This is a genomic window from Pseudomonas sp. C2B4 (assembly GCF_013359695.1).
Classification (GTDB): domain Bacteria; phylum Pseudomonadota; class Gammaproteobacteria; order Pseudomonadales; family Pseudomonadaceae; genus Aquipseudomonas.
Genome location: NZ_JABFMU010000008.1, coordinates 129,725 through 144,515 on the forward strand (window position 1 = coordinate 129,725; position 14,791 = coordinate 144,515).

Annotated in this window: 16 protein-coding genes, 7 pseudogenes and 1 riboswitch; of the genes and pseudogenes, 17 read left to right on the forward strand and 6 right to left on the reverse strand. The window is 56.1% G+C overall.

From position 1 onward, the window contains the following. The first annotated feature begins 68 nt into the window (after positions 1 to 68). On the forward strand, positions 69 to 422 hold the full coding sequence (locus tag HNQ83_RS09015; protein WP_008567186.1) for a hypothetical protein: 354 nt from the start codon (positions 69 to 71) through the stop codon (positions 420 to 422). Between the two features lie 17 nt (positions 423 to 439). Here HNQ83_RS09015 and HNQ83_RS09020 read toward each other — a convergent pair. Beyond that, positions 440 to 627 (reverse strand): annotated as a pseudogene (locus HNQ83_RS09020) (DUF4113 domain-containing protein); the annotation flags it as partial. 33 nt (positions 628 to 660) lie between these two features. Between HNQ83_RS09020 and HNQ83_RS09025 the strand changes: the two are divergent. Then, positions 661 to 843, forward strand: coding sequence for a hypothetical protein (locus HNQ83_RS09025; RefSeq protein WP_008567184.1), 183 nt, complete (start codon positions 661 to 663; stop codon positions 841 to 843). Between the two features lie 142 nt (positions 844 to 985). On the opposite strand, the gene merR is transcribed toward HNQ83_RS09025, so the two are convergent. Continuing rightward, positions 986 to 1,396, reverse strand: a complete 411-nt coding sequence (merR, locus tag HNQ83_RS09030; protein ID WP_008567182.1) for an Hg(II)-responsive transcriptional regulator — start codon at positions 1,394 to 1,396, stop codon at positions 986 to 988. A gap of 71 nt (positions 1,397 to 1,467) precedes the next feature. On the opposite strand from merR, the gene merT reads away from it, so the two are divergent. From merT to HNQ83_RS09060, 6 genes are all read left to right on the forward strand, one after another. Next, positions 1,468 to 1,818 carry a mercuric ion transporter MerT gene (gene merT / locus HNQ83_RS09035; protein ID WP_008567181.1) on the forward strand — a complete coding sequence of 117 codons (351 nt, stop codon included), beginning with the start codon at positions 1,468 to 1,470 and terminating at the stop codon, positions 1,816 to 1,818. Between the two features lie 13 nt (positions 1,819 to 1,831). Then, positions 1,832 to 2,107, forward strand: a complete 276-nt coding sequence (gene merP / locus HNQ83_RS09040; RefSeq protein ID WP_008567180.1) for a mercury resistance system periplasmic binding protein MerP — start codon at positions 1,832 to 1,834, stop codon at positions 2,105 to 2,107. A 12-nt stretch (positions 2,108 to 2,119) separates the two neighbouring features. Next, positions 2,120 to 2,554, forward strand: coding sequence for an organomercurial transporter MerC (merC, locus tag HNQ83_RS09045; protein ID WP_008567179.1), 435 nt, complete (start codon positions 2,120 to 2,122; stop codon positions 2,552 to 2,554). 32 nt (positions 2,555 to 2,586) lie between these two features. After that, positions 2,587 to 4,269 (forward strand): mercury(II) reductase, encoded by a 1,683-nt coding sequence (gene merA, locus HNQ83_RS09050; protein ID WP_008567178.1) that lies wholly within the window; start codon positions 2,587 to 2,589, stop codon positions 4,267 to 4,269. A gap of 18 nt (positions 4,270 to 4,287) precedes the next feature. Continuing rightward, the gene (locus tag HNQ83_RS09055) at positions 4,288 to 4,704 is read left to right on the forward strand and encodes a hypothetical protein (RefSeq protein WP_008567175.1); all 417 of its coding nucleotides are present in this window, start codon (positions 4,288 to 4,290) and stop codon (positions 4,702 to 4,704) included. Positions 4,705 to 5,075: 371 nt separating this feature from the next. Then, the gene (locus HNQ83_RS09060; RefSeq protein WP_306155560.1) at positions 5,076 to 5,207 is read left to right on the forward strand and encodes a hypothetical protein; all 132 of its coding nucleotides are present in this window, start codon (positions 5,076 to 5,078) and stop codon (positions 5,205 to 5,207) included. A gap of 25 nt (positions 5,208 to 5,232) precedes the next feature. Here the strand turns inward: HNQ83_RS09060 and HNQ83_RS09065 are convergent, their stop codons facing one another. From HNQ83_RS09065 to cpaB, 3 genes and pseudogenes are all read right to left on the reverse strand, one after another. Further along, positions 5,233 to 6,420 (reverse strand): pilus assembly protein, encoded by a 1,188-nt coding sequence (locus HNQ83_RS09065; RefSeq protein WP_175388635.1) that lies wholly within the window; start codon positions 6,418 to 6,420, stop codon positions 5,233 to 5,235. After that, positions 6,417 to 6,739 (reverse strand): annotated as a pseudogene (locus tag HNQ83_RS31600) (type II and III secretion system protein family protein); the annotation flags it as partial. The pseudogene HNQ83_RS31600 and the gene HNQ83_RS09065, both read right to left, overlap by 4 nt. Then, positions 6,734 to 7,195 (reverse strand): annotated as a pseudogene (gene cpaB / locus HNQ83_RS09070) (Flp pilus assembly protein CpaB); the annotation flags it as partial. The pseudogenes HNQ83_RS31600 and cpaB, both read right to left, overlap by 6 nt. A gap of 591 nt (positions 7,196 to 7,786) precedes the next feature. Here cpaB and HNQ83_RS09075 point away from each other — a divergent pair. The 6 genes and pseudogenes from HNQ83_RS09075 (at position 7,787) to HNQ83_RS09095 (ending at position 11,792) form a co-directional block, all read left to right on the forward strand. Further along, on the forward strand, positions 7,787 to 8,200 hold the full coding sequence (locus tag HNQ83_RS09075) for a response regulator (RefSeq protein ID WP_175388636.1): 414 nt from the start codon (positions 7,787 to 7,789) through the stop codon (positions 8,198 to 8,200). Positions 8,201 to 8,676: 476 nt separating this feature from the next. Beyond that, a pseudogene (locus HNQ83_RS31605) lies at positions 8,677 to 8,958 on the forward strand (PAS domain-containing protein); the annotation flags it as partial. A 309-nt stretch (positions 8,959 to 9,267) separates the two neighbouring features. Continuing rightward, a pseudogene (locus HNQ83_RS31610) lies at positions 9,268 to 10,242 on the forward strand (methyl-accepting chemotaxis protein); the annotation flags it as partial. A 349-nt stretch (positions 10,243 to 10,591) separates the two neighbouring features. Further along, positions 10,592 to 10,801: pseudogene (locus tag HNQ83_RS09085) on the forward strand (transposase domain-containing protein); the annotation flags it as partial. A 73-nt stretch (positions 10,802 to 10,874) separates the two neighbouring features. Continuing rightward, positions 10,875 to 10,935, forward strand: a riboswitch (Fluoride riboswitch). A gap of 140 nt (positions 10,936 to 11,075) precedes the next feature. Then, positions 11,076 to 11,458, forward strand: a pseudogene (gene crcB / locus HNQ83_RS09090) (fluoride efflux transporter CrcB). A 10-nt stretch (positions 11,459 to 11,468) separates the two neighbouring features. Further along, complete coding sequence (locus HNQ83_RS09095; protein ID WP_175388638.1) at positions 11,469 to 11,792, forward strand: DUF190 domain-containing protein; 324 nt, start codon at positions 11,469 to 11,471, stop codon at positions 11,790 to 11,792. Between the two features lie 251 nt (positions 11,793 to 12,043). Here the strand turns inward: HNQ83_RS09095 and HNQ83_RS09100 are convergent, their stop codons facing one another. Beyond that, positions 12,044 to 12,529: a GNAT family N-acetyltransferase gene (locus HNQ83_RS09100; protein ID WP_218585530.1), complete on the reverse strand. Its 486-nt coding sequence runs from the start codon at positions 12,527 to 12,529 to the stop codon at positions 12,044 to 12,046. 168 nt (positions 12,530 to 12,697) lie between these two features. On the opposite strand from HNQ83_RS09100, the gene HNQ83_RS09105 reads away from it, so the two are divergent. From HNQ83_RS09105 to map, 3 genes are all read left to right on the forward strand, one after another. Further along, positions 12,698 to 13,063 carry a histone-like nucleoid-structuring protein, MvaT/MvaU family gene (locus HNQ83_RS09105; protein ID WP_175388639.1) on the forward strand — a complete coding sequence of 122 codons (366 nt, stop codon included), beginning with the start codon at positions 12,698 to 12,700 and terminating at the stop codon, positions 13,061 to 13,063. A gap of 451 nt (positions 13,064 to 13,514) precedes the next feature. Beyond that, positions 13,515 to 13,745, forward strand: a complete 231-nt coding sequence (locus HNQ83_RS09110) for a hypothetical protein (RefSeq protein ID WP_175388640.1) — start codon at positions 13,515 to 13,517, stop codon at positions 13,743 to 13,745. 151 nt (positions 13,746 to 13,896) lie between these two features. Next, positions 13,897 to 14,688, forward strand: a complete 792-nt coding sequence (map, locus tag HNQ83_RS09115; protein ID WP_175388641.1) for a type I methionyl aminopeptidase — start codon at positions 13,897 to 13,899, stop codon at positions 14,686 to 14,688. The last annotated feature ends 103 nt before the right edge of the window (positions 14,689 to 14,791 follow it).

A 14,791-nucleotide genomic window follows, 5' to 3' on the forward strand; every position in this document is an offset into this window, starting at 1 on the left:
TGCCGACTTTGACCAATAAGCCAACTGCGCAACGATCCTCCGGACGCTCCAGACAGAAGACCTCGGAGATGCTCGATAAGGTCATCGACGGCATCCTTTCAACAAACGGAAAGCTGTCCATTTCTGGCGTAGCGAAAGCGGCAGGGGTCACTCCAGGTCTCATCCACAACACCTACCCAGCCGTGGCTGAACGCATTCGTGGTCTGATGGGGAAATCAGTCCGAGCACAGCGCGATTCGAAGCACCAAGCATTGTTGAAGGAGAGGGAGCTGAACAGAGCATTGCGCGCGGAGAACGCACAGCTAAGCCAGGATCTGGCTCGACTGGCCTCAGTGAATCAGACCCTGATTCTCGAACTAGCTCAACTGAAGGGCGTAGCCACTGGTAAGGTGGTTCTTCTGAGCAGTAAGCCGGCTTCCTAGCAGCGCTGGGGTGTGCCTCACCTCACTGTCCAGAGCTGATCTAACCGTGTGGTATAGCTTGGGCCGAGCATTTCCCGACACATCCCCAGTCAGGAGTCACCGGCACCCCGCCCAGGCGGAGCGTGCCTCGACCCCACTTGGAATTGATCCGATCCATCACCTGCATGACCTTCTCAGAGGCGACGGGCTGTACGGCGGCGATCACGATGTCACGAGAGCGACCGAGCAGATTGTCTCCATGCGCGACAAGGCTGACGCAATCCTAGTGGCGGAAACCGTCAAGAAGATTGAACAACTGGGCGCCACGGCGGCAGGCCGTGGCGAAGCGAAGCGCAGCCCGGCTGTCCGCCTGCAAGGTAGATATGTGCTACTCGACCAGATGCAACGTGGGCCCGCCCCACTGATGCACAAGGGCAAATAGCAGTACCAACCTAGGGCCTTTGCAAGTGCTCCTTTGCCCAGTCAGCGGCGCTCAATGAGCGCCGCTCTTTCCACCTTCAGACCGACAAACAGAGAGCCCTGACAAACGGGAAATCGTGGGCTAACGCGCGAAGTGCGGGCGGTCACTTGCTCGCTTGCAGCGAAACGATCAGCGGACAGCTCACTGTCCCTTGGCTCGCGCAACAGTCATCAACCAGCTGCGCCAAGACCGACTCGATCCGCTGAAGATCCGCGAGTTTCTCACGCACATCCTCAAGCTTCTGCTCGGCGAGCACACGCGCTTCGTCGCAGTGCGCGCCGTCGTCCAGTCGCAACAGTCCGGCCACTTCATCAAGGCTAAAGCCCAGCCGTTGCGCGGACTTCACGAATCTCACCCGTGCGACATCCGCCTCGCCATAGCGGCGAATGCTGCCGTAGGGCTTGTCCGGTTCGGGTAACAGCCCCTTGCGTTGATAGAACCGAATGGTTTCCACGTTAACCCCGGCTGCCTTGGCAAAGGCGCCGATGGTCAGGCTTTCCACCGCGTTGTGCATGCCGCTTGACCCCGTACCTAACTACGGAAATAACCTTAACCCATCGATCAACCACTCGGAAGGATGAACGTATGTCTGAATCGCGAAATGGGCGCGGTGCACTCCTCACTGGAGGTCTGGCGGCAATCCTCGCGTCCACGTGCTGCCTGGGGCCGCTGGTGCTGATCGCCTTGGGCTTCAGCGGTGCCTGGATCGGCAGCCTCACCGTTCTGGAACCTTACCGCCCGTTCTTCATTGGCGCGGCACTGGTTGCGCTGTTCTTCGCTTACCGGCGCATTTTCCGCCCGGCTCAAGTCTGCATACCCGGTGAGGTCTGCGCTGATCCCCAGGTAAGCACCATCTACAAGCTCGTTTTTTGGGTCGTGACGGCCTTGGTGCTGGTCGCGCTCGCTTTCCCCTACATCCTCCCCTTGTTCTACTAATCAGGAGTTGGTCATGAAAAAGCTGCTTGCCGCTCTCGCCCTCATTGCCGTGGTTTCCCCAGTGTGGGCCGCCTCCCAAATCATCACCCTGTCGGTGCCGGGCATGACCTGCGCCGCTTGCCCAATCACGGTGAAGAAAGCGCTGACCAAGGTCGAGGGCGTGACCAAGGCCGAGGTGAGTTATGAGAAGCGCGAAGCCATCGTCACCTTCGACGATGCCAAGACCAGTGCGCAGGCGCTGACCAAGGCGACAGAGGACGCCGGCTACCCGTCCAGCGTCAAGCAATAGGCGGGCATTCCGATGGCAAATTCTTTCAATCTGTTCACACGGATCGGTGACAAAGCCGGTTCCGTCGGCGTGCTGGTTTCCGCCATAGGTTGCGCCTCGTGCTTTCCCGCCCTTGCCAGCCTGGGCGCCACGATCGGACTGGGCTTTTTGAGCCAATGGGAAGGCCTGTTCATCACCACGCTGTTGCCGTTGTTTGCCGGCGTGGCTCTGCTCGTCAATGCCCTCGGCTGGTTCAGTCACCGGCAGTGGCGACGCGCTGCGCCTGGCCTGATCGGCCCGGCCCTGGTGCTGGTAGCGGTGTTTTTGATGCTGGCTCACGGCTGGCGGAGCGGCTGGCTGCTCTATATCGGCCTGGCCGTCATGTTTGGGGTGTCCATCTGGGACTTCGTGTCGCCCGCGCACCGCCGTTGCTCCCCGGCGTCCTGTCCGACGCCGCCAAACCAGTGAACCTGACAAGAGACGATTCAATGAGTAACGTTATGACCGAACTGAAAATCATTGGCATGACCTGCGCATCCTGTGTCGTGCATGTGAAAGAGGCCTTGGAGAAGATTCCGGGCGTGCATCGGGCGGATGTTTCCTACGCCAGTGGGAGGGCCGAATTGAAGGTCGACGAGGCCGTAAGCCGTGAACAAATGCAGGCCGCCGTCGAGGCCCTGGGGTATCGAGCGGCGTTCGAAGACATCACGCTACCTACCCGTCCCGGCCTGCTCGATAAGGCACGGGGCTGGCTGAGCGGTGGCACTGACGCCGGGAAAGAGGGTGACAGGCTTCACGTGGCGGTTATCGGCAGTGGTGGCGCCGCCATGGCGGCCGCGCTCAAGGCGGTAGAAAGGGGGGCCCGCGTCACCCTGATCGAGCGCGGCATCATCGGCGGCACCTGCGTCAACGTCGGCTGCGTGCCCTCCAAGATCATGATTCGCGCCGCGCACGTGGCCCATCTGCGCCGCGAAAGTCCGTTTGATGGCGGACTGCCCGCCACGCCGCCGCTTGTCTTGCGCGAACGGTTGCTCGCCCAGCAACAGGGTCGTGTCGACGAACTGCGCCACGCCAAGTACGAAGGCATTCTGGAAAGCACCCCAGCCATCACCGTGCTGCGTGGCTCCGCCCGCTTCCAGGACAGCCACACGCTCAGTGTGGAACTGGTCGAGGGGGGCGAGCGCATCGTGACCTTCGACCGCTGCCTGATTGCCACCGGCGCCAGTGCGGCCGTGCCGCCGATTCCCGGACTGCAAGATACCCCCTTTTGGAACTCGGAAAAGGCGCTGGCAAGCAGCAGTATTCCGCAACGGCTCGCCGTGATCGGCTCATCCGTGGTGGCCTTGGAGCTGGCGCAAGCCTTTGCCCGGCTGGGTAGCCGCGTCACCATCCTGGCGCGCAACTCGCTGTTCTTCCGTGAAGATCCGGCCATCGGCGCAGCGCTGACGGCGGCCTTCCGCCTGGAGGGCATCGAAGTGCTGGAACAGACGCAAGCCAGCCAGGTGGCCCATGCCAACGGCGAGTTCGTGCTGACCACCAAGCACGGTGAAGTGCGGGTCGACCAACTGCTCGTCGCCACCGGACGCACGCCCAACACCCACGGCCTGAACCTGGAAGCGGCCGGCGTGCAGCTGGATGAACGCGGTGCCATCCAGATCGACCAGGGCATGCGCAGCAGCAAAGCGGATATTTATGCGGCCGGCGACTGCACCAACCAGCCGCAGTTCGTCTATGTCGCGGCGGCGGCCGGCAATCGCGCGGCGATCAACATGACCGGCGGCGAGGCAATGCTCAATCTCGACACCATGCCGGCCGTGGTGTTCACCGATCCGCAGGTGGCCACCGTCGGCTTCAGCGAAGCGGAAGCGCACCAAGCCGGCCTCGAAACCGACAGCCGCACCTTGACCCTGGACAACGTGCCGCGCGCTCTGGCGAACTTTGACACACGGGGGTTCATCAAGCTGGTCGCCGAAACGGGCTCGGGCCGACTGCTGGGCGTGCAGGCAGTGACCCCGGAAGCGGGCGAGCTGATTCAGACGGCCGCCCTCGCCATCCGCGCCCGGATGACGGTGCAGGAACTAGCCGACCAATTGTTCCCCTACCTGACCATGGTCGAGGGCCTGAAGCTCGCGGCGCAAACCTTCAGTAAGGACGTGAAGCAATTGTCCTGCTGCGCCGGGTAAAGAATGCGAGGTGCAAACATGAACATTAAGACTAATGAACTCGGCAGGGGTGACAGCCTGCGCCAGACATGGCAGGTGATCAGCTTCTGGGGGCTGCCTGCCGTTGTCGCGACGCTAACCATTCTTCTGGCAGATCGACACCCCACGCTATTCCTGGCCGCAAGCGCCGCGCTGGCGGTGATGGGTGGCGCCTGCCTGGTCAATGCCGCACGCTGCCGCCGACTTCACTGCTACCTCACGGCGCCGTACTTCCTGTTGCTCGCGCTCGGCGGGCTGCTGGCTTATGGCTTCGACCCGCATGGCGAGCAGTTCTCCAGACTGTGGCTATTGCTGGCACTGGGGGCGGCACCCTTGCTCATCTGGCTGCCCGAGCGCCTGGCCGGCCGAAAGTACCTTGGCGCTCCAGGGTGCGGAGAAGGCCGGGAGTGTCGGTGATGTAGGCCCTCTCAGCAGCCCTGATTGGCCGGGAACGCTTCGGTCTCCGTAATAGTGCTGCGAGCCAAGGACGTTATGCGAGGACTCCGTGTGCTTTTCGGTTTCGCCTGCTCTTCCGAACAACCGAACGACTCCAGCCGACAACAGATGTGCACGCTCATGAAGTTCATTCAAAGTTTTTTGGGGCCTCGCGGCCCCAGGGACACGACATTCGAGGCGGGCAGCTAGTTGGCCGCATGGGGGTGGGTCGGACTGAAAAGCCCTGATTTAGGCTGCGAAGGACGAAAAATTGTTAGCGTAACAATATCGTTAAATATCAATATGTTATGCACTACTAACTGTTAGCGTCATTCAGATACAACGACGGTTGCGTGATTGCCCGTAGTGCGGACAGCAAGCCGTTCGTGAAAATGGGCGAGCCGTACTTCCAGATCGAGCACAAGCTCAAGCAGCACGGCATCGTCGCGTTCTCGTCGATAGTATTACCGGTGGTTGTGCGCTGAGTGGTGTCGAACAGTTTTTCATTGCTCATTGCACACCTCTCAAGCGACTGAACCAGGACTTGGGTTTGGCCAGGCTTTCGGAGCGCTTGGTCAGACGTTCGCCGAGGGTGCGCAGGCTTTGGGTGAGGACTTCCCTTGGCGCAAGTTCGAACAGGGTCACGCCCTGGTTCTTGGCGTTCATGCGCACCTCGGGGCTGTAGGCGAGGGTGGCGAAAATTTCCATGTCGAAGCTTTTGCCCAGCGCGTCAGAGTCCGGCGCGACGCTGCGCAGGTAGCGATCGACCAACAGCTTGGCGTGATCGAGCTTGATGCCTTTTTCACGCCACAGGTTGAGCACTGCGAGGTTGCGGCGGCAGTCGAGGACGTTTTGGTCGGTGTACCACAACAGCTTGTCGCAGTGGCTGACGAAGGTGCGCAGCGCTTCGCTGTCCGGTTGGCCGGTGAGGTTCACCACGATGTGCTGGAAATGTTGGCGCAGGGCGCTGAGCAGCATGTAAAGCTCGGCGGCGCTGGTATGTTCCAGCGGTTCATCGCTGCTGGCGTAGGCGAGGATGCGCAACCCGACTTCGCAGCGGGTGAACGCGCTGTCGATCAACGTCGCGTCCAGGCGGCGCACGTGGCGCAAGGCATCCCCGAAATGAAACGAGCTTTCGAGGCCCAGCAGGGCCAAGCTGTCACCACGCGGCAGCCCGAGGTCAAGCAGTAGGGTTTGCTGTCCGCTCTTCTGCACCACCTGCGCCATGTGGTTGGCGAGCAGTGCGCCATCGGCGTTGATCTGCACGCCGTACAGCATTGTCAGGCCGCCGAGCTGAGTGTTCGGGGTCACGGGCGGCAAGCGTTTGCTCAGCCGTCGCACCAGGCCGGCGACTTCGCTGGAACGTGAGCCATAAGCGACGAAGTCCCGTGCTCCGGCTCGCATGGCATTGAGCACAAGTTGGTTGTCCATGCCGTCGCCCAACGCGACGATGGCCAGCATCGGTTTGGCTTCCAGCGCGCTTTCGATTAGCGCGCACTGGGCCACCACGTGTTCACGATCGAGGCCGACGAACACCAGGCTGGCGCAGGTCACGTCCACCAGTGCCAATAGTTCGTCGAGGCCACCGCCACCGGCGCTGACCACTTGGCCCAACGGGGCGAGGGCGCCTTGCAGCCATTCCAGGTCGGTATTGTTGCGCGTGATCGCAAGGAAGGTCTGACTCAGGTTCAGGCTCATTGCGATAACCCGCTGTGTTTATCGAAGTCGCCGTTTTCGAAGAAGTACAGGCAATACCAGTTCGGGAAGTAATTGCACAGTTTTTCACCGGACTGCGATGGCAGTTGTGCATTGACGGCCAACGGTTGCACCAGGAGCGGCATCATGATCATCAGCAATTCCCATTCTTCGCGATTGATCGAGGACTGAGAAAGAATGCGCCGAGGATCGGGATATCCCCCAGCCCTGGAAACTTGTTCACTTGTGAGGTGTTTGGCGTGCTGATCAAACCGCTGATGACAAGACTTTCGCCATCGGCCAGGAAAATGCTGTTGTCGGTCGGTGAATGCCCGCCGGCATTGATCAGTTCATCCAAGGCAACGGTGAGTGCGCGCTGATCGGGACGGATCATCCGAGCCAGTTTACTGCCGGCTTCGAAGCTTTCGTCACTGAGCCAGCTACCGGTGGAGAGGGCGCGCCAAGGTGTGCGGTCAATGGCTTGATCGAGACGGGGCAGGCTGCCGGCAGGGACGGTAAGGAGTTTTTCCAGGGCCGCGTCGGTGGTGGTGATTTGCACAAACGGCGTGATGTCACGCAGCAGCACGACGACCGGTTGGCGCGTGGTGTTTTCTTTCTTTGGCACAGATGCCTGTGCGGTAGACGTCGGCGTGATGATCCCGGTCTGCGCAACGGATGCGGCGGCAGGTTGACGGGGCAGCGTGAAGCCCCAATAACCGGCAATGACCACACCCACCAGAGACAATTCGGCAAGACCCAGTATGACACGGCTGTTCATGATGGTTCTCCCTTTCCTGTTGCGCACAACTTCGTTATAGAGAACGAGAAAAATTTGCAATAAGACAGCATTGACCATTGAACTATTCGCTATTTGACCGTAGCGCAGCTAGTGCAAAACGCCATTACTGGACAGTAAATATCTAATCAAAGTGAGCAATAGAGAGTAAAAAAGGTTTTTTTGACGCCAACGAAACGGTTAATACTTTCGTATTAATGCGTTCTTACAGTTGTTGACCGATGGAATGCCGACAATGCTGGTGCTGGCATAGGGGGGTCATGTTGCGTCCATGCAACACCCATGGTCATCAAGGAAGACGTCATGCCTTTCACCAAGCTTGTTCAATAGGTAAAATCTGAAATCGCTTTCTACAAAGGTCTGGCAAAAGATACTGAGAGGGTCTCGGGTATTGAGTACGACATTGTTGCCGCCATGGAAGCAGTGGTTATTGCGGGGCTTAGTACAGGAATGGGTGCTTCGATCGCCAAGATTTTTGGAGACATCAAGACTGCGATGGGTTAATCGCCAGCAACTTGCCAGCGCTAAAGGTGGCCTTTAACGTCAGCGCTTAGTCCATTACAGGTGTTGCCTATGAACTCTCCAGCACTGTTGCGCCAACAACTTCTTCTGGTCGATGATGAGGAAGACACGTTGCTTGAATTGGCAGAGTTACTGGAGGGTGAGGGCTACAAATGTTTTACCGCGACTTCGGTAAAACTGGCGTTACAACATTTGACGCTTCATCCGGATATTGCGCTGGTCATCACGGACTTGCGCATGCCGGAGGAGAGTGGCATGTCGCTGATCAAGCGGCTGCGCGAGCATACGTCGCGGCAGTATTTACCAGTGATTATGATGTCCGGGTACGCGGATATGGTCGATGTCAGCGACATGCTGCGGTTGCAGGTGCTTGATCTGTTTCGCAAGCCGATCTATCACGTGCGCTTGTTGGAGACGTTGAATAATCTGTTTCCGCAGCCACAGGTATTTCTAGTCAAGCATTGACGGGGTTGGTTAGGGCGTAGGTACATTTGGATCAAGTACATATTCATTACTGCAGTAATGGCGGCTGGCAGTTTCGCCCTTACGGTGGGGCACTTTTTTCTAACTTTTAGAACAAGTCCAATGTCTGCGCATTGTTCAATGCGGGTGATGCGTTGCTTGAACTGGTAGCGTTGCTGGGAGGCGAGAAGGGGGCACAACTCATAGCTGCCGGTCGCGGTCAGCGAGTTTCACCTATGAAGAGGATAATCAGAGCCTTGTCTATGAAGCCAGAGCGATTACTTGTTGTACCGCAAGGCATATTACTCGCTTAGTCTTTCGGGTAGTTCCTAGTCCACCCTTGGTTGGAGCAAGGGATTTCCTTAGTCGTATCAGGGAATTCCTTAATTGTAACGCATTGTTGGTTTACTGGTGGTGGCGTTATGCCGTATCTGTAGTTTTTCTGGGCCAAATCATAATTCGAATAGGGATAGCCTGATATGCGTGTAAATTTGCCCGTTACCGAGCACGAAAGAACATTCTCCAATGAACAACGGTTGATCTCGACGACCGACCTCGACAGCCGTATCACCTACTGTAACGATGCCTTTGTGGCCATCAGCGGTTTCACCATGGACGAACTGATCGGCCAGACCCATAACTTGGTTCGTCATCCGGATATGCCGCCCGCAGTGTTCGGTCATATGTGGGAGACCATCAAGCAAGGCAAACCCTGGATGGGGGTTGTCAAAAATCGCTCGAAGAATGGCGATTTCTATTGGGTTAGTGCCTATGTAACGGCCATCTATGAAGACGGTCGCATCAGTGGTTATGAATCGGTTCGCTCGTTGCCTAGTCGCGCCCAGATTCGCCGAGCAACGGCGCTCTATGCGCGGTTGCGATCCGGTAAAACGGCTATCTCGCTGGGTACGCGCGTTTTACAAACACTGCAATTCGGTTGGCCATTGCTGATGACAGGAGGGCTGTCAGCAATTGGTGCTCTCTGGCTGCCACAATCTGCAGCTTCGGCGATTTTGGTGGTGAGCCTCCTAGCTACTTGGTACCTGTTCGAGTCGCGTCAACGTAAATCCATCGAGCGCACTTTGGCAGAGCACCCGAAAGCGTTTACAAGTCCACTGGTCGCGCTCACTTATAGCGATAATCCCGGAGCCCAGGGGCAATTGGATATGGCCATGATCAGTGAGGAAGCACGCTTGCAGACAGCTCTGACCCGGTTGGTCGATGCAGGGATTAGTGTTAAGTCTAGGGCGGCGCAGTCATCTGAACTGTCCGGCTCGCAAGCGCAGTCTCTCGAACGTCAACGCAGTGAGACTGATCAGTCAGCCGCCGCGATCTCGCAGATGTCTGCAACGATTCAGGAGGTCACTCATAACGTACAGAACACCGCACATGCAGCGTTTGAGGCTGACGAGTTGGCTCGGCAGGGCAGTAATTTGGCTGGGCAGAGTTTGGCCGCCATGGAAAATATGAGCCAGGCCGTCACCGAAATTGGTCAGGCCGTCAATGCGTTGGCGAGTCAGACCCAGTCTATAGGTAGTGTGGTGGATGTCATCACCTCGATTGCCGAACAGACCAACTTGCTAGCGCTCAATGCCGCTATTGAAGCCGCCCGGGCAGGTGAGCAGGGTCGAGGCTTTGCGGTGGTCGCCGACGAGGTGCGCTCTCTGGCACAACGCACACGGACTTCGACCGAGCAGATTCATGGAATCATCGCTTCTCTGCATACCGGTACCGAGCGCGCGGTATCGACGGCGAGCAGGGGGGAGCAGATTTCCCGCGACAGCATGCAGAGTGTTGAGGCGGTTCAGTCGGCGCTTGTTGGTATCAGCGAGGCGGTCAGCCGAATCACGGGAATGAGCCAACAGATGGCTTCGGCATCAGAAGAGCAAAGCCACGTAGCTGAAGATATCAATCAACAGATCACGCGCATTGCCCAGTTGTGCGACCACAGTGCTGGACAGGCCAAACAAGGCGCCGAGATCAGCCAGGATCTTGAACGTATGGCCGAGTATCTGCACAGTCTGGCCGAACGTTTCAACCGATAGCCATTAGCTTCAGTTGAATACCCACAGGGATGTGGGTCTGTAATCAGCGGAGGTCATCTGTTCGAGATGTTGACCGACTACTATGGAGGAAAGCCATTCTTGACTGGCAGCTAGTTCGCGGTATTCCTCATAGCCTCGTTCACGTGTACGTCACAGGCCGCGTATCTGGATGATAATGGCTTGGATTCACTCCTATCCTTTTCTAGGATTCAGCTCTAGAAGGAGCTCATCGCACAAAAGGCTAGGTGCCCCGCCTATTCTCAGCGAGCCTGTGAAACCATGGCGCGAACGTTCGTCAAGCCAGCACTCCAGAGGCAGTTTGATGTAGTGCTTGAGTATTACTAAGGATAGGCCGTGGGCACTTGGGCGCTCGAACTGGCTGTTCGCAGGTTCGTTACGCAGTGGCAAACGTGCGGCTGCGATCATGAGTTTGATCCAGTCGGCACGGCTCAATGGCCATGATTCATATGCCTATCTGAAGGACGTCCTCACGCGACTACCTACGCAGTGGGCGAGCGAGATTACTGAGCTGTTGCCGCACAAGTGGATGCCGGTGTAACCACGTAAGGGGTGTCGGGTAGACGCTAACTTGCGTGCGTGGTTCTTGAAGTCTTCAGCTCTGTTGCTATAGGATCTTCTCAGGAGATGGCATTCCTCCTTGAACCGCCTTGTGCTGATGATGCCTACGTGAACCCTGGGCAGGGTGCGTAGGTGTGTCTGCATCCTGTCCCTAATTTAGGACAGGATTATGGTCTTACTCCCCCAGTCTCCCCCTTTTGTTGTGTTTGCTTGCTACCTGTTTAGTCACCCCGGCCTGACGAGGTGAGCCCGCCATGCTGAAATCACTCGTAGTTATAGCCGTTGGCGCGTCACTTGGTGCCTGGTTGCGATGGCTTTTGGGTATGAAGCTAAACGCCCTGTTCCCCACGATTCCCCCGGGCACTGTGGTCGCGAACATGGTCGGGGGCTATATCATTGGCCTAGCCATCGCGTTCTTGACCGCATCCCCCACCCTAAGTCCTGAGTGGCGTCTGCTGATCATCACGGGATTCTGTGGCGGGCTTACCACCTTTTCTACGTTTTCGGCCGAAACAGTTGCCTTGATCCAGGAGGCAGACTGCTCTGGGCGCTCGGTTCAATTTCATTGCACGTCGTAGGCTCGTTAGTGATGACCGCTGCCGGGCTTTTGTCCTATCAAATTATTGGCACGCGATGAGGAGATGAAAATGAAAGGTTTTCTCGTGATTTTTTTTACTCAACAGAACCGTCGTTATCAGGGAAAGATGCTCGGCGATTGGATCGTCGATGTGGCCAAGGAAATGGGGCTGCGTGGTGCGACTCTCTCTACAGGAATCGAGGGTTTTGGACACACCGGTCGGCTGCACTCTTCGCATTTTTTTGAACTCGCGGATCAGCCTACGGAGATTCGCATGGCTATCACCGAGGACGAATTCGAAAGGTTGTTTAAGAGGTTGGAGGTTGAGGAAATCTCCGTGTTTTACATAAAGACCCCAATCGAGATGGGCTTCGTCGGCAAACAAGCCACCTAGCCAGGCCCCCTTTCTAAATCTTTGAAGATACGAGCATGAACTATGCGGAGATCCCACTAAGCGATGGCTTCAGGAAGGCGTGTTTGCCGGACGCCTACACCTGATCCATCTCGGCGAGAAATCGTTCGCGGCAAGTCTGCTTTCGCTTACCGGCGTATTCAAAGTCGGAAAGCTCATCTGGTTCATGGGCGGCTCGGATCAGGTGGTGAGGGTATATTTCAGCACATTCGAGGATGTGGCTCGTAGAATCCCTAGAGTTTCAGCGACCAGAATTCCAGATCGAATTTCTTCCCATAAGCCTTTTGCCCAAGCATCACCTCAGTCATTTGGAAGTTGAGGCGCCCATAAAGCGCCCTTGCGTCGACAAGGCAGCTATAGGTTTCTAGCTGCACCTGCTTAAACGAGTGCTGGCGAGCATGATCCAGAGCGAGTTTCATCATCGCAGAACCAGCACCTTTACCCCTATACTGCGGCAGGACTAGCACGAAGTTAAGAAATGCCACGCTGTCTGCTCTGTCCGATATCGCTATCGACGCTACGCGTTTGTCACCTACCAATCCAACCCAGATGCGCTTGAATGAACTTGGTAATTCAAGAAAGGTGCGCATCTTTTCGGCGATGCCATCCTGAAAGCGCCTGTCAAAACCGAACTCTGTGGCATAGACGTTACCATTCGCAGCAATAATCCACTCGCGATCGTCCTGTTGTGCTACTCGTACCGTCAATTCTGTAGCCATCACTCGGAACCTCCGCTTTGCCTACGCTGATTTTATCTATTTTACACTGCATGCCACCTCAACCGCGCGATGCATAACGAATGGGAGCACCATTTCAACAGCTCCGCTGGGACTTTTCCGGAGTTTCCATAATGCCTATACTTACTTAAACGAACTTTGGAGCATCAAATGTCCCGTCTCGCAGAATATCGTAAGCTCGAACAACAACTTGCAGCTCAGCTCGCAGAGCTCGAATCAATGAAAAGTGATTCCGGCCTGAAAAAAGAAATGGAATTTGAGAGCAAACTGCGTGCGTTACTTGGTGAGTACGGCTTTAGCTTGAAGAACATCATCAACATTTTTGACCCTCAGGCCTGCCGTCGAACACCAGTTGCCGAACTCAAGGCCGGAACCCGTAAGCCTCGCCAGGTGAAGGTTTACAAAAATCCACACACCGGCGAAGTGGTCGAAACCAAAGGCGGCAATCACAAGACTTTGAAAGAGTGGAAGACTGAATACGGCTCTGACACGGTTGAGTCCTGGCTGACCAAGTGATTTTGATTTGAGTAAAAAGGGCCCTTCTAGGGCCCTTTTTATTGCAGCAAGGAGCATCAGTGGTGGTGCGGTTCGGCGACTCAGGACACAGTCAGCCGTAAGCCTTCAGTTGCAAAAGCTTGAGGGGGGGTGTTGGACAGCGTTTGTTTGATCGACATGGTCGAGGAGTTTCCATGACTGCCTCTGGCGCGCGCAGCGTGCTGCTACTGCTCAATTGGCATAGACCTATGGTGACTCTCATTGAGGCTTTCCTGCGTGGGCTTCTGGCGTTTTACTGACTCTGGTTAGGACTAGCATCAGGGAAGATATATGTGCATAATATTATAATGCAGTGATAATGTTAAGGCGTTGGATTCGTTCTTGTCTCAGGTCTCGGTGATGCCTCCTGATCCGTTGCCGGGAAGCAAAGTCACGCATGACAACGGAAATACGTGAGCGCTTGGAGACCCGCATGAAACGTGAGGACGTAAAAACCAGACACGAAGAAGGCATTCAGTTCGATACCCATTTGATTGCCAACCCAGCCAATACCCAGGAGTGGATTGTCTTCTTCAAAAAGGATGCTGGAAGAAGCTTTTTTCTAGTCAATGACAACGAAGAAATCGAACCCTTCCGGCATCTTGATGACTTGATTCATGAGCTTAGAGATATTGGTATCAAGGTCGCTGAAATTCATTTTTGAATGCTTGCGTACAGAACGGTTTTGTCGGGAGGACAAAGTATCGAATGGCATGCATGAGACCTTCTCGTATCACGGGTGCCGCGTCGAGTTTCTCCAGCAATGTTGATTTCACTCAAACAACACCTTTTCAATCAGTACCCGGAGTCCAGTAATGAGGGCGAGAGTATCAATTAAAACGCCGGCAGAAATTGCCCTGTCACGTGCAGCGGGCAAATTGGCTGCCGAGGTTTTGAGCATGATTGCCCCTCACGTCAAACCCGGCGTTTCTACCAATGAACTGGATCAGTTATGTCATGACTACATTGTCAATGTACAGAAAACTATTCCAGCCAATATCGGTTATCACGGTTTTCCCAAAACCCTGTGTACTTCCGTCAATCATGTGGTATGCCACGGAATTCCATCGGATAAGAAGCTCAGAGATGGCGATATCATCAATATCGACATCGCAGTCATCAAGGATGGTTGGTTCGGTGATACTAGCCGCATGTACTTTGTGGGTGAGCCAAGCCCTGAGGCCCGCAGATTGGTGGATACTACGTATGAGGCTATGTGTGCCGGCATTTACGCAGTAGGCCCGGGCGCTACATTAGGTGATGTCGGGCACGCCATTCAAACAGTGGCGAAGCGGGAGGGCTACAGCGTTGTCCGCGAGTACTGTGGTCACGGCATCGGGATGGTTTACCACGATGAGCCTCAGGTACTTCACTATGGGAACCCTGGTGAGGGTCTGAAACTGAAACCGGGCATGATCTTCACCATCGAGCCGATGCTGAACGCAGGGAAGCACGATGTCAGAACGTTGGGTGATGGCTGGACGGTAGTCACCAAGGATCTTTCGCTCTCGGCACAATGGGAGCACATGGTTCTGGTGACCAAGGAGGGCTTTGAGGTTCTGACTCATTGGTCTGATCCGGCCGAAGAGTATCCGGCGATTTTCTGAGTCGACAATTCATTCGCTCCGCACGCCGGGGTAACGAATAGGCCCCGGCGCTTCGTTCGCCACCATTGTCACATGTCGTTGGCCGCAGAGTTACGCCTAAAGG